Annotated in this window: 15 protein-coding genes; 13 read left to right on the plus strand and 2 right to left on the minus strand. The window is 40.7% G+C overall.

The genetic code is table 11. The features are described 5' to 3' along the window. Positions 1–403 precede the first annotated feature (403 nt). The gene (hemE, locus tag HH219_RS17920; protein WP_054206069.1) at positions 404–1,468 is read left to right on the plus strand and encodes a uroporphyrinogen decarboxylase; all 1,065 of its coding nucleotides are present in this window, start codon (positions 404–406) and stop codon (positions 1,466–1,468) included. A 113-nt stretch (positions 1,469–1,581) separates the two neighbouring features. On the opposite strand, the gene sthA is transcribed toward hemE, so the two are convergent. Together sthA and HH219_RS17930 are read right to left on the minus strand one after the other, a co-directional pair. Next, positions 1,582–3,009 (minus strand): Si-specific NAD(P)(+) transhydrogenase, encoded by a 1,428-nt coding sequence (gene sthA, locus HH219_RS17925; RefSeq protein WP_054206070.1) that lies wholly within the window; start codon positions 3,007–3,009, stop codon positions 1,582–1,584. Positions 3,010–3,022: 13 nt separating this feature from the next. Next, the gene (locus HH219_RS17930) at positions 3,023–4,156 is read right to left on the minus strand and encodes a fatty acid desaturase (protein ID WP_169328227.1); all 1,134 of its coding nucleotides are present in this window, start codon (positions 4,154–4,156) and stop codon (positions 3,023–3,025) included. A 126-nt stretch (positions 4,157–4,282) separates the two neighbouring features. Here HH219_RS17930 and fabR point away from each other — a divergent pair, with 126 nt between their 5' ends. The 12 genes from fabR to HH219_RS17990 all read left to right on the plus strand — a co-directional run bounded on the left by fabR (position 4,283) and on the right by HH219_RS17990 (position 12,704). After that, positions 4,283–4,909, plus strand: coding sequence for an HTH-type transcriptional repressor FabR (gene fabR / locus HH219_RS17935; protein ID WP_169328228.1), 627 nt, complete (start codon positions 4,283–4,285; stop codon positions 4,907–4,909). A 105-nt stretch (positions 4,910–5,014) separates the two neighbouring features. Further along, entirely contained in the window at positions 5,015–6,202 is a 1,188-nt protein-coding gene (locus HH219_RS17940) for a hypothetical protein (protein WP_249118549.1), read from the plus strand. 49 nt (positions 6,203–6,251) lie between these two features. After that, a complete protein-coding gene (locus tag HH219_RS17945; RefSeq protein ID WP_169328230.1) occupies positions 6,252–6,908 on the plus strand; it encodes a peptidoglycan-binding protein in 657 nt (218 codons plus the stop codon). Between the two features lie 3 nt (positions 6,909–6,911). Then, positions 6,912–8,627, plus strand: coding sequence for a DUF2235 domain-containing protein (locus HH219_RS17950; protein WP_169328231.1), 1,716 nt, complete (start codon positions 6,912–6,914; stop codon positions 8,625–8,627). Next, positions 8,612–9,124, plus strand: coding sequence for a DUF2931 family protein (locus HH219_RS17955; protein ID WP_169328232.1), 513 nt, complete (start codon positions 8,612–8,614; stop codon positions 9,122–9,124). Before HH219_RS17950 ends, HH219_RS17955 begins: the two co-directional genes overlap by 16 nt. 46 nt (positions 9,125–9,170) lie before the next feature. Further along, positions 9,171–9,683: a DUF2931 family protein gene (locus tag HH219_RS17960; RefSeq protein ID WP_169328233.1), complete on the plus strand. Its 513-nt coding sequence runs from the start codon at positions 9,171–9,173 to the stop codon at positions 9,681–9,683. Between the two features lie 21 nt (positions 9,684–9,704). Beyond that, positions 9,705–9,881, plus strand: a complete 177-nt coding sequence (locus tag HH219_RS17965) for a hypothetical protein (RefSeq protein ID WP_169328234.1) — start codon at positions 9,705–9,707, stop codon at positions 9,879–9,881. Next, complete coding sequence (locus tag HH219_RS17970) at positions 9,866–10,378, plus strand: DUF2931 family protein (protein WP_169328235.1); 513 nt, start codon at positions 9,866–9,868, stop codon at positions 10,376–10,378. Before HH219_RS17965 ends, HH219_RS17970 begins: the two co-directional genes overlap by 16 nt. Positions 10,379–10,424: 46 nt before the next feature. Next, positions 10,425–10,943: a DUF2931 family protein gene (locus HH219_RS17975; RefSeq protein WP_169328236.1), complete on the plus strand. Its 519-nt coding sequence runs from the start codon at positions 10,425–10,427 to the stop codon at positions 10,941–10,943. A 237-nt stretch (positions 10,944–11,180) separates the two neighbouring features. Further along, positions 11,181–11,693: a DUF2931 family protein gene (locus HH219_RS17980; protein ID WP_169328237.1), complete on the plus strand. Its 513-nt coding sequence runs from the start codon at positions 11,181–11,183 to the stop codon at positions 11,691–11,693. A gap of 46 nt (positions 11,694–11,739) precedes the next feature. Continuing rightward, positions 11,740–12,258, plus strand: coding sequence for a DUF2931 family protein (locus HH219_RS17985; protein ID WP_169328238.1), 519 nt, complete (start codon positions 11,740–11,742; stop codon positions 12,256–12,258). Next, complete coding sequence (locus HH219_RS17990; protein WP_169328239.1) at positions 12,255–12,704, plus strand: hypothetical protein; 450 nt, start codon at positions 12,255–12,257, stop codon at positions 12,702–12,704. Before HH219_RS17985 ends, HH219_RS17990 begins: the two co-directional genes overlap by 4 nt. Positions 12,705–13,185: the final 481 nt, after the last annotated feature.

Consider the following 13,185-nt stretch of genomic DNA (forward strand, 5'->3'; position numbering starts at 1 on the left):
CTAAACAGAATTGTATATAAGCAGTTTTTCATACTAGATTGCAAGCTATTTGGCTTATTTCAGGCAAGAAAAAACCACCATAAATGGTGGTTTAATTCTTTTTTCCATGACTTGTTTAAACAAGCTTTCTTTTTATTATGGGAAGATTTTTATTATTGTTTTTATGTAATTTTTATTGTTGTTATTGTTAACGCGGAACAAGTTATACCAAGCTTTTATTGATGTTGCAAACTTATTAATAAAAATAATTAAATGTTATTGTTTGTTGCGTGTTTTTTGCGCGCCGAATAAAAGTGTTGATCTGTATCTATCTGAGTGCGTTTTACTATCATTGCGATAGAGAGCCGCTCAATATGGTGATACAATCTGCGCAATATCTACAAGCTTTAGGATCCTTAACGCTATGAGCGAATTAAAAAACGACCGTTATTTACGTGCACTACAAAAGCAACCAGTTGATGTAACTCCGGTATGGATGATGCGCCAAGCAGGGCGTTATTTACCAGAATACCGCGCTACACGTGCACAAGCGGGCGATTTTATGAGCCTGTGTAGAAATGCAGAACTTGCTTGCGAAGTAACGTTACAGCCACTGCGTCGTTATCCGTTAGATGCGGCTATATTATTCAGCGATATCTTAACGATCCCTGATGCGATGGGGTTAGGTTTGTACTTTGAAACTGGCGAAGGTCCTAAATTTGAGCGCCCAATTTCATCATTAGCAGACGTTAAAAAAATTCCAAAGCTAGACCCGACCGACGAGCTAGGCTACGTAATGAATGCCGTTAGCACTATTCGTCGTGAATTAAAGGGTGAAGTTCCACTTATTGGTTTCTCTGGCTCGCCATGGACACTTGCAACCTACATGGTTGAAGGCGGTAGCAGTAAAGTATTTGGTAAAATTAAAAAAATGGCGTTTGCTGAGCCACAAACATTGCACTTATTGCTTGATAAGCTTGCTGATTCTGTAATTGATTACCTAAACGCGCAAGTTAAAGCGGGTGCACAATCATTAATGGTATTTGATTCATGGGGTGGTGTATTAAGCCCGCGTGATTACAACGAGTTCTCATTGCAATATATGCACAAAATTGTTGATGGTTTAATTCGTGAATACGATGGCCGTAAAGTGCCTGTAACGCTGTTTACTAAAAACGGTGGTCAATGGATTGAAGCAATCGCTGCAACAGGCTGTGACGCTATCGGCCTTGATTGGACGATTAATATCAGTGATGCAAAGCGTCGTGTTGGCGATAAAGTGGCACTACAGGGCAACATGGACCCATCTATGCTGCATGGTACACCAGAGCGTATCCGCCAAGAAGTGGGCACCATATTAGAAGATTTTGGTACAGGTAATGGCCACGTATTTAACTTAGGCCACGGTATTACACCGGATGTAGATCCTGAGAACGCAGGTGTATTTATTAATGCAGTACATGAGCTAAGTGCGCAATATCATAAGTAATAGCAAACGTAACAGCAGCTGTTATTGATAATCAAAAAAGCCCGCTTAGTAATAAGCGGGCTTTTTGTTGCTTAGCTGTTTAAGCAATTATTTAAACTGTTTACTTAAACTATTTATTTAAACAAGCGATTTAAGCCATTTAATGCCGCAACACGGTAGGCTTCAGCCATCGTTGGGTAATTAAACGTGGTATTTACGAAGTAGTCGATGGTGTTGCCACCGTTTTTTTGTTCCATAATTGCTTGGCCGATATGAACAATCTCAGAGGCACGCTCACCAAAGCAATGCACACCGAGTACTTCTTTCGTTTCGGTATGGAATAAAATCTTTAAACTACCCACTTCAGTACCCGCAATTTGCGCCCGTGCCAAATGTTTGAATTGCGCACGGCCTACTTCATACGGAATTTTAGCTGCGGTTAGCTCTTGCTCTGTTTTACCTACAGAGCTCATTTCAGGAATGGTATAAATACCCGCTGGAATATCAATAATCAGTTTTTCATCACAGTTACCACAGGCAATTGCATCAGCAGCAATGCGGCCTTGATCAAACGCAGCACTAGCAAGGCTTGGGTAACCAATAACATCGCCAACTGCATAAATATTGTCAATGTCAGTTTGATAGGTCTCGTTTACTTTTAATTGACCGCGGCTATCAGCTTTTAAGCCAACCGCTTCGAGGTTTAATGTATCAGTGTTACCAGTACGACCATTGGCAAATAAAATACAGTCAGCTTTAACACGCTTACCTGATTTTAAATGCATGATCACGCAATCATCACGGGTTTCAATACGATCAAATTCTTCGTTATGGCGAATAACAATACCACTGTTCCAAAAGTGGTAGCTTAGTGCATCTGAAATTTCAGCATCCATAAAAGCAAGCAAGCGATCACGGGTATTTACTAAATCAACCTTTGCGCCGAGGCCTTTAAAGATAGAGGCATACTCACAGCCAATCACACCGGCGCCATAAATAAGAACACGATGAGGGTCATGCTCAAGCCCTAAAATCGTATCACTTTCGTAAATACGAGAATGGGTAAAGTCGACTTCTGGTGGGCGATAAGGACGTGAACCTGTCGCAATAACAATTGTTTTGGCTGTTAGTCGCTCAGTGGAACCATCAAGGCGTTTAATTTCAATGGTGTGCTTGTCAACAAAGCTCGCATCACCTTGAAACATATGAATACGGTTACGATCGTAAAAGCTACTGCGTAAATTAGACTGCTTAGAAATAACCGAACTGGCATGGCGCAAAATATCGGGGAATGTTAAACGAGTAGGGCGCTCTCCTACATTAAATAACGGGTTTGCTTTGTACTCAATATAGCGGCTCACAGAGTGGCGCAGGGCTTTTGATGGAATGGTCCCCCAATGCACACAACCGCCACCAACGGCTTCTTGGCGTTCAATAACGGCCACTTTTTTGTTACTTTTAGACAGGTTCATGGCGGTACCTTCACCGCCAGGACCTGTGCCTATAATGATCGCATCATATTGAAATGATGGTTGTTCTTGCTTTACTTGTTGTTTGGCCACAGCCACTCCTACATTAACTAAAAGAGGCTTTTAATAACCTCGCATTCAGTGCTAGCCAAGCCTGCTTTTGGGTTTCCCAAGCGGCTTCAAGCTCATGGTATTGTGTAATTAAAGCTGATTTTTCGCATTGTTGCAGCATGTTATTCTTTTTAACTTCTAATACCTGTTTTTTCAGGGCACAAAAGTGTTGTAGCTTTTTCAGCAATAAATCATATTCTTGCTGCAATAATGTAAGCTTATCTTGCGCTAAAGGCAATTTTGCCAAGCGATTTTGAGTTTTATTCATTAATGTTTCGGCTTTTGCTTTCTCAATACGCTCAATTGGTGTCCGTTTTAGCTTTTTAGCCAAGCCAATAGCTGCAAATGAGCGGATCATCCATTTTGTTGGATCATAATGAAACCATCTAATACCGTTGCGGTAATCGCTCGCAAAAATATGATGGAAGTTATGGTAGCCTTCACCATACGTAAATAATGCTAAAAAGCCATTATCACGTGCGGTGTTTTTTTCAGTATAAGGGCGAGAGCCCCAAATGTGCGCGACCGAGTTGATAAAAAAAGTAAAATGTTGGCTTAACACCAAGCGTAGCAAGCCAGCCAAGAGCAGCATACCTATTACATCGCCAACCAATAAACCCAGCACCAGTGGAATACCAATATTAGTGGCTAATACGAGTTTTAAATAATGACGGTGTTGCCACATTACAATTTTGTTGCGCTGCAAGTCTCGACAGTTACTGTAATCACCATAGCTATCGCCTTGGTAATCGCGCAGCATCCAACCAATATGGCTATACCAAAAACCGTTGGTTGCAGCGTAAGGATCTTTAACTGGGTCATCAACTTGACCATGATGTACACGATGGTCGCTACTCCAGTGCAGGGCGCTATTTTGCAATGCAAATGCACCACCGATAGCAAAAATCATCTCAACAGCAGGGTGAGCATCGTAAGCTTTATGTGCCCAAAGGCGGTGATAGCCCGCGGTGATCGACATCCCGGCGTAAAACATACACGCCACAAATGCGATCCAGTGCGCACTGGTAAATCCATAGCTTATACCATACCAAGGAACAAGCGTTGCGGCAGCCAAAAAAGTAAGGCTAAAGAACAGGACGTTAGTCCAAATAATCGGTGGTTTATTCATCTTTATAAATCTGAGCGTACACTTGTAAGCTAAAATAATATTTCATTCTCTCGCCGTCAAGTATTAGACTGGGGAATTGAGATAAAAATCACCATAATTTGATTTAAAATAAATCAGGAGTAGTGTATGTCGGGTGTTCGTGCGCAACAGAAGCAAAAAACACGACAAGCTTTAATTCAGGCGGCATTTAACCAATTAAGTGCCGAACATAGCTTTTCGAATTTAAGTTTACGCGAAGTTGCCCGCGAAGCTGGTATAGCCCCCACCTCATTTTATCGCCATTTTAAAGATATGAATGAACTTGGCTTAACCATGGTTGACGAAGCCGGTTTAACATTGCGCCAACTTATGCGTCAAGCACGCCGACGTATTGCCAGCGGCAATAATAGTATTATCAGCACCTCAGTCATTACCTTTATGGAGTTTATCGACAACTCCAGTAACCAGTTTAGACTACTATTGCGAGAACGCTCAGGAACATCCAAAGCATTTAGGGCCGCAGTTGCTCGCGAAATTAAACATTTTATTCTAGAGCTTGCGCATTATCTTGAAAGCGAAACCCCCTGCGATGCAACTCAAGCTTATATTCAAGCAGAGGCCATGGTAACACTGGTATTTAATGCCGGCGCTGAAGCACTAGACATAGACGCACAGCAGCGCGAAGAGCTTGTAGAGCGAGTCATCTGGCAGTTACGCTATATTACCCGAGGCGCGAGTAACTATGTGCGCGAAAACACAAAACCAAATGAATAATCAGTCTAAATGATTGTAGATTTTTTGTTCCGATTTCTTTATTATTGCAAGCAAAGTTTACACTTAGAAAATTAAAGCTCAACAATAGAGAAAGCGAGGATGCATATGCTCACCAAGGACACGGTGAACTTTAAACATAACCCTATTTATGATCAGCTTAATGAATTTAAAGACGAGCCTGCTAGCTCGCCTGTGATATTTGGTTATGTTGGTCGTTCTCAGTTTGTTTTATTGACCAAAAAGCTACAGCGACTCATTCAAGACAATCAATATGGGGTAGTTGATAAATACCAAGCTGCCTTATTGCGTGACGATCCGCGTAGCCAATTTTGGGTAAACGACAAAGGCTGGAAAAAAGTAAGCTACAACGCCTATAAAAACGCCTCACACTCTCTCGCTATTTATCCAAAAGAACAACCACAAACCAGTAAATTTTCTGCATCGGGTGTGGCAAGTACACCGCCAAATTCGTCAGTACAAACAGGTTGGAGTAATAACCCCCAACAAGCCGACTTTTTAGTAAATAGCGCAGTGATTAATAACCAGTACGGTGAAGGGCAAGCAAGGTATATAGCGCAATCAATGCAGCAAAATACTCGCAGCGTAAATACGCCGAGTACCAACACCCACTTGCCAGCAGTATGTATATACAAGCCAATTTTACAAAGCACCGTATTGTTAAAAGCATCTCACCAAGTTAGGCAAAATTTTTCAAACCATCTTTTACAAGCAAGTGAAACAGTAGAACAACTCGCCGAGCAATATACCGGCTATAAAAATGCCAATTTGATTTACGACTACAACTTAGGCTTTAGTAATCGCAAACCAGCCAAACCCGGCACCAGTTTACGCGTACCAAACGGTTGGAAGCTCAATATTGAAGGTTCATGCAGTAACAGTCGCAGCGTGGTTATTCAATGGCAAGGACCAACCAACGGGCAAGTAACCCTGCAACTAGCAAAAAAACGCCCAGACGAAGTATCCTTTTGGCAGCACTATTTTGAGGTTAAACCAGGGGCTTATAATGTCACTGCAACTGCCAATGGCGCGGTAGATAGCACCACATTCACCGTTGAGCAGCCTACGTTAGGTTACGAAATTGAGCTACTAGATGAGACAGGCGAGCCGCAAGCGAATATGGGCTACAAAATTCGCTTACGTAACGGCCATGTTATCACCGGCCAGCTCGATCAAAATGGCTACGCCAATGTCTCAGGCCCTGATTTTGAAAACGCCAAAGTCAGCTTTTTTGAACTCGCCGATCACGATTGGGCAGTAGGCAACATTACCTAAACGTAGACTTGCTCTGGCGATATTTATATTTAGGGATAAGGATATTTCAATGACACAGCAACATACCGTCGCACAAGGCGAAACACTGCTACGTATAGCACGCCAATATGGTTATAAAACCTCAACCGCGCTTTATAACCATTCAAGCAATGCTGAGTTTAGAGCGCTGCGCCCTGATCCAAACTTAATTTACCCGGGCGATAAAATTACCATACCGTCTAAAAAAGAAAAGTTTATGCCGTTGCGCACCAGTAGCGTAAACACTTTTGTAGTACAAAACGAAAAAGAATATTTTCGACTGCAAATAATACATGAAGATGGCGATGATATTACCGGCAAACGTATTGTACTCAACATCGGCAGCCAAACCATTGACACTGTTTTACCTAGCGATGGTTTAATAGAAGTTGAGCTAAACGAAAACGACACCCTCACCGCTCAAGTCGATTTATACCTCAAGGAAGATCAAAGCTCACCAAGTGAAAGTTTTACTGCACAAGTGGGTCATTTAGACCCCATCGATACCCTTTCAGGCGTACAAGCGCGTTGTAATTCATTAGGGTTTGACTGCGGCAAAGTAGATGGCATTAATGGCCCAAAAACCAAAGCCGGGGTGAAGGAATTTCAACAAGCGCAACAACTACAGGTAGACGGCATTGCAGGGCCAGTTACTAAAAGCCGTCTTGTTTATGTTTATGGAGCCTAAGTTATGAGCCAAGCAATGCCCATGGCAGTCAATAAAGTTAACACACTGGTTATAAAAACAAATGTTGGTGCGTTACAAAAAAATATTATAGTTAAAGTGGTTGGTGATGTAGATATAAGAGCGCAGTTGTTTAGCCAAGGTAGTGCGGTTAACTTGGAGCAACAGGGTAATCAACAATACCACTTTAAAAACCTGTCACAACAAGCGCTTTATACCTTAAAAGTAATTATAGCGGGCGAAGCAGAGTTAACCCTTATTAACGAACAAAGCTTTGCAGATTATTTTGACCTGTTAAAGGTTCAGTCATTCAATATTGGTGAAAAAGGCGGGCCGCAATTACTCGAACATAAAATATTACCAAAAGGCCATATTGAAATAACTTTACTTGCAGAGCCCCCTAGCTTTGGGGTGTTCTTTGATGGCACAGGGAATAACCGCCTTAATGACATACAAGATTCAACCGATGCGAATGAACCAACTAATGTGGTTAAGTTGTTTGAGTTATATCCAAGAGGAGATGAGTTTGTTGATGCGTATTATGTAGAAGGTATTGGCACGAAAGCCCACGAAAGCGATTCAACCTTAGACATGGGTTTAGCGTTTAGTTTTGATGAGCGAATTAAAAGGTCTTTACTCGAAATGGAAGCATATTTGATTCGTAATTTATTTAAAACTATTAAAGTTTGCTTTATTGATGTATTTGGTTTTAGCCGCGGTGCAGCGCAAGCGCGAGCATTTGTTAATCAAGTGAATGCGATATATAAAAATGATCCACAGTATTGGGGCGGTATTAAGCCGGTTATTCGCTTTGTTGGTTTATTCGACAGCGTTGCATCTATTGGTGGTGATGGTGATAGCAACCACAGTGAGTTTTATGCCAATGATGAGCTTGATTACCCCGTTAATTTAAACCTAGCCAGTAGTAGTGCAGGTTTTGTAATGCATTTGGCGGCGTTTGATGAAAAGCGTGATAAATTTCCACTTAGTTCATTACGTACTCGTAATAAGCAGCTCCTTAAAAACCAGCAGGAAATTGAATTACCCGGTGTACATTCAGATATTGGCGGCGGTTATGGCCCCGTCGAAACAACTATATTATACCCGTGGCGATATATTGCAGGGCAAGCCGGAGAGCCAGAGCACGATAAAGAATTGGCGCAGCTTAAAAAGTCACTTGAGCAAAAATATTATTGGCCAACAATTAATATTGAGTTTAAAGCAAACAGGCCAAGAGTAAACAGGCAACCAAAACGCATTCGCAATAAACCAGAAGATACAATTTACACCGGTTATAAACCGTATTGGCGGCGTAATTTAAATAATACCTTACCTCACTATAGCCTATCGCTAATGCATGAAATGGCAGTTAACCAAGGGGTGCCACTTCAAAGCTTAACGGAACTTGCAAACCGCAAACAAGCTGACGGCCAAGCTATACCTTATATTTTACCTAACGAGCTTAAAACACTGGTTGATAGTGCCCGCAGCTTTGGCCCACAAAGTGATGCCTGGCAGGCTTTATATAAAGATTACATCCACCACAGTGTTAAATATTCAGCAACGATTGATGCGATTGCTCATGGCCCAGAAGAAGACGCTGAATTTACCACTAAAAACCAACAGCGTGAGCTTTTTTATAACCAGCCAGAGCAAGCTGAAGCAAGTGTACAATGGCAATCACAATTAATAAATGGATATAGATTATGGACAACCTCATAAAATCACTCATCACACTCGCTTTAACATTATTCGCCGTAGGGTGCTCGTCAACAGGTAAAATTGATTACATGGTCGCAGGTGTCGGCACCGAAAATGGCAATGCAATTTGGGGGCGCTCTGTGGTATTTGATGATGAATGGGGAATACCGTCAGGGGCGATTGGGTGCTGCTATGGTGAAACAAGGGCGACAGTAAGTGTATACGATAAAAAATTCCCAGAAAAAGTCGCGGTTGAATGGTTAGATAAGTCAGAAAATAGAATTTACTTTGGTGAAGTGGTAATAGACAAAAAAGGTTATAAATTAGCTAAAAATTTACCTTCATACACAGCGCATACAGGTAAGGTTTTTAAAGATGTAAAACCATATTTAATAGTCGGTATGGGTGAATCAGGTGAGATAAAGGTTTGGGTTTCGAATACGCCATCCGCTGGATTTACAGGTCGTGTATTACACGAACTTGGTTCAGGACAAGCCCAGTGGCGTGAGAATAAGTAACTAAGCCATTCCTCAAGGGCAGCTTGAACTTAAATGGAAATATATTATGAGTAACCTCATAAAATTACTCACCACACTCACTTTTACATTATTTGTAATGGGTTGCTCGTCAACAGGTAAAATTGATTACATGGTCGCAGGTGTAGGCACCGAAAATGGCAATGCAATTTGGGGGCGCTCTGTGGTATTTGATGGTGAATGGGGAATACCGTCAGGGGCGATTGGGTGCTGCTATGGTGAAACAAGAGCGACAGTAAGTGTATACGATAAAAAATTCCCAGAAAAAGTCGCTGTTGAATGGTTAGATAAGTCAGAAAATAGAATTTACTTTGGTGAAGTAGTAATAGACAAAAAAGGTTATAAATTAGCTAAAAATTTACCTTCATACACAGCGCATACAGGTAAGGTTTTTAAAGATGTAAAACCATATTTAATAGTAGGAATGGGTGAATCTGGTGAGATAAAGGTTTGGATTTCAAATACACCATCCGCTGGATTTACAGGTCGTGTATTACACGAGCTTGGCTCTGGGCAAGCCCAGTGGCGTGAGAATAAGTAGTAAAGTCACTACCCTAAACTTATGTTCTATAAAGTATTCGCAGAGAAAGCCCGTAGCTCTGACCCAGAAGAAGACGCTGAATTCACCACTAAAAACCAACAGCGCGAGCTTTTTTACAATCAGCCAGAACAAGCTGAAGAAAGTGAGCAATGGCAATTACAATTAATAAATGGATATAGATTATGGACAACCTCATAAAATCACTCATCGCACTCGCTTTAACATTATTTGCAGTAGGGTGTTCGTCGACAGGAACAATTGATTACATGGTTGCAGGCGGTGCGACACAAAAGGGTAATGAAATCTGGGTGCAATCAATCACTTTTGATAATAGTTGGGGTATTCCTATGGGGAGTCTTGGTTGTTGCTGGCAAAGTGCCGGTAAAACAAGTGGCGTTTACGATCAAAAATTCCCAGAAAAAGTCGCGGTTGAATGGTTAGATAAGTCAGAAAATAGAATTTACTTTGGTGAAGTGGCAATAGACAAAAAAGGTTATCAATTAGCTAAAAAATTACCTTCATACACAGCGCATACAGGTAAGGTTTTTAAAGATGTAAAACCATATTTAATTATTGGTATGGGTGAGACAGGTGAAATCAAAGTTTGGTTATCTAATACCCGTTCAGCGGGATTTACAGGTCGTGTATTACACGAGCTTGGCTCAGGGCAAGCACAGTGGCGTGAGAATAAGTAACTAAGCGACTCCCCAAGGAACACTTGAACTTAAATGGAAATATATTATGAGTAACCTCATAAAATTACTCACCACACTCACTTTTACATTATTTGTAATGGGTTGCTCGTCAACAGGAACAATTGATTACATGGTTGCAGGCGGTGCGACACAAAAGGGTAATGAAATCTGGGTGCAATCAATCACTTTTGATAATAGTTGGGGTATTCCTATGGGGAGTCTAGGTTGTTGCTGGCAAAGTGCCGGTAAAACAAGTGGCGTTTACGATCAAAAATTCCCAGAAATAGTCGCGGTTGAATGGTTAGATAAGTCAGAAAATAGAATTTACTTTGGTGAAGTGGCAATAGATAAAAATGGCTATAAATTAGCTAAAAATTTACCTGCTTATACATGGGTAAGTACAGGAGAAGTAGAAGAAAATATCAGGCCTTATTTAATTGTTGGCATGGGCGAAACTGGCGAAATAAAAGTGTGGCTGTCAAATACAAGCTCAGGAATGAATAGAACAGGCCGTGTATTACACGAACTTGGCTCTGGGCAAGCGCAGTGGCGTGAGAATAACTAGTAAAGCGATTTCCATCTGTAGATTTGGCTCATAAAGTGATGCCTGGCAGGCTTTATACAAAGATTACATCCACCACAGTGTTAAATATTCAGCAACGATTGATGCGATTGCTCATGGCCCAGAAGAAGACGCTGAATTCACCACTAAAAACCAACAGCTCGCGCTTTTTTACAATCAGCCAGAACAAGCTGAAAAGAGTGAGCAATGGCAGTCACAATTAATTAATGGATACCCATTATGGACAAAATCTTAAAATTACTTCTTATTAGTCTGTTTTCTGTATTACTAGGCGGCTGTGCAACAACAGGTGAAATAGATTATATGGTTGTATCGGGTTCAACGGATGAAGGTAATGATATATTCGTGACTTTAATTAAGTTTGATGACCAGTGGGATGTACCCGCAGGAACTATGTCTTGTTGTCGAGCCACAGCGGGGGCTATGGTTGGAGTATATGATAGGGTATTCCCAGAAAAAGTCGCGGTTGAATGGTTAGATAAGTCAGAAAATAGAATTTACTTTGGTGAAGTGGCAATAGACAAAAAAGGTTATCAATTAGCTAAAAAATTACCTTCATACACAGCGCATACAGGTAAGGTTTTTAAAGATGTAAAACCATATTTAATTATTGGTATGGGTGAGACAGGTGAAATCAAAGTTTGGTTATCTAATACCCGTTCAGCGGGATTTACAGGTCGTGTATTACACGAGCTTGGCTCAGGGCAAGCACAGTGGCGTGAGAATAAGTAACTAAGCGACTCCCCAAGGAACACTTGAACTTAAATGGAAATATATTATGAGTAACCTCATAAAATTACTCACCACACTCACTTTTACATTATTTGTAATGGGTTGCTCGTCAACAGGAACAATTGATTACATGGTTGCAGGTGTAGGCACCGAAAATGGCAATGCAATTTGGGGGCGCTCTGTAGTATTTGATGATGAGTGGGGAATACCGTCAGGGGCAATTGGGTGCTGCTATGGTGAAACAAGAGCGACGGTAAGTGTTTACGATCAAAAATTCCCAGAAAAAGTAGCCGTTGAATGGTTAGATAAGTCAGAAAATAGAATTTACTTTGGTGAAGTGGCAATAGATAAAAATGGTTATAAATTAGCTAAAAATTTACCTGCTTATACATGGATAAGTACAGGGGAAGTAGAAGAAAATATCAGGCCTTATTTAATTGTCGGCATGGGTAAAACTGGCGAAATAAAAGTGTGGCTGTCAAATACAAGCTCAGGAATGAATAGAACAGGCCGCGTATTACACGAGCTAGGCTCAGGGCAAGCACAGTGGCGAGAGAATAAATGACAGGTTTTAAACTGGATTATAAAACCCCCAAAGGCAATACCGTAAAAGGTATTCGCCCTTTTGGTAACGTCGATATAAACGCTGATGGCTCTGTTGATGAATCACCTAAACTATGTTTTAAAGAATTTAGAACGGCTGGTAATTCAGGAATAAGCGTTGCCGACTTTAGCACTGTTGATGGTTTGTTATTAGACGATACATACAGTCACGGCTTTGGCTTAGAGGTGGAGTTACCTAAATCGGTAACCAGTAACGCGCCATGGTCTAAAGCAATGAATAGTAAACGCTATAACAAACTCGAACCGCACTTAAACGATCACCAAAAAGGTTTTTATCATTCAAATGAGATGACGACTGATGAGGTTAAGGAATGGTTTGAATTACATTCGAAAAGCTTAGATGAAGTCAGTGTCGAGGCTATTAATGCTCGAAAATTAAGTGATTAAAAAATCGCGTAATAAAAATGCTCATTTATATGGGCATTTTATTTAGGTTTTTATAAAAGGATTTTTAAGGGGCTACCGACGATCAAGCTAGTTTAGTCGTTAACTGATAGTTGATTACATTATCAGCGAACAGGTTTAAATTAAAATAGAAAACTTATCTAAGCAGGATCGCCCATAAAGCAAAGCATATTATGGGCGCTTTAAGTTAGCTTTGAATTTTATATCTGGTAATTGTGTTTAATTTGGATTTTATTTTCTTTAATAGTGGTTTTCCATTCGTTTTAAAGGTGATGTTATGCTTGCGTGACGTGTTGGGAAGTGTTAAAAATATAGCTAATTAAACACACATTTAGTAAAAGTAGATGCAAAATACACACTTAATTACACTAAAACTAAACCTCTTACTGCTAACGTATGTGAGCGGGGATTAGTGTATTTGCATTGAATAATACATTAAAAAAACCCCGCATCATGCGGGGTT

It is taken from the genome of Pseudoalteromonas sp. NEC-BIFX-2020_015 (assembly GCF_012952265.1).
Lineage (GTDB): Bacteria > Pseudomonadota > Gammaproteobacteria > Enterobacterales > Alteromonadaceae > Pseudoalteromonas > Pseudoalteromonas neustonica.

What these genes read in the sequence shown, in the direction of transcription:
- hemE (WP_054206069.1), top strand. Translation starts at nt 404, where the DNA reads ATGAGCGAATTAAAAAACGACCGTTATTTACGTGCACTACAAAAGCAA.
- HH219_RS17930 (WP_169328227.1), bottom strand. Translation starts at nt 4,156, where the DNA reads ATGAATAAACCACCGATTATTTGGACTAACGTCCTGTTCTTTAGCCTT.
- fabR (WP_169328228.1), top strand. Translation starts at nt 4,283, where the DNA reads ATGTCGGGTGTTCGTGCGCAACAGAAGCAAAAAACACGACAAGCTTTA.
- HH219_RS17940 (WP_249118549.1), top strand. Translation starts at nt 5,015, where the DNA reads ATGCTCACCAAGGACACGGTGAACTTTAAACATAACCCTATTTATGAT.
- HH219_RS17945 (WP_169328230.1), top strand. Translation starts at nt 6,252, where the DNA reads ATGACACAGCAACATACCGTCGCACAAGGCGAAACACTGCTACGTATA.
- HH219_RS17950 (WP_169328231.1), top strand. Translation starts at nt 6,912, where the DNA reads ATGAGCCAAGCAATGCCCATGGCAGTCAATAAAGTTAACACACTGGTT.
- HH219_RS17955 (WP_169328232.1), top strand. Translation starts at nt 8,612, where the DNA reads ATGGACAACCTCATAAAATCACTCATCACACTCGCTTTAACATTATTC.
- HH219_RS17960 (WP_169328233.1), top strand. Translation starts at nt 9,171, where the DNA reads ATGAGTAACCTCATAAAATTACTCACCACACTCACTTTTACATTATTT.
- HH219_RS17965 (WP_169328234.1), top strand. Translation starts at nt 9,705, where the DNA reads ATGTTCTATAAAGTATTCGCAGAGAAAGCCCGTAGCTCTGACCCAGAA.
- HH219_RS17970 (WP_169328235.1), top strand. Translation starts at nt 9,866, where the DNA reads ATGGACAACCTCATAAAATCACTCATCGCACTCGCTTTAACATTATTT.
- HH219_RS17975 (WP_169328236.1), top strand. Translation starts at nt 10,425, where the DNA reads ATGAGTAACCTCATAAAATTACTCACCACACTCACTTTTACATTATTT.
- HH219_RS17980 (WP_169328237.1), top strand. Translation starts at nt 11,181, where the DNA reads ATGGACAAAATCTTAAAATTACTTCTTATTAGTCTGTTTTCTGTATTA.
- HH219_RS17985 (WP_169328238.1), top strand. Translation starts at nt 11,740, where the DNA reads ATGAGTAACCTCATAAAATTACTCACCACACTCACTTTTACATTATTT.
- HH219_RS17990 (WP_169328239.1), top strand. Translation starts at nt 12,255, where the DNA reads ATGACAGGTTTTAAACTGGATTATAAAACCCCCAAAGGCAATACCGTA.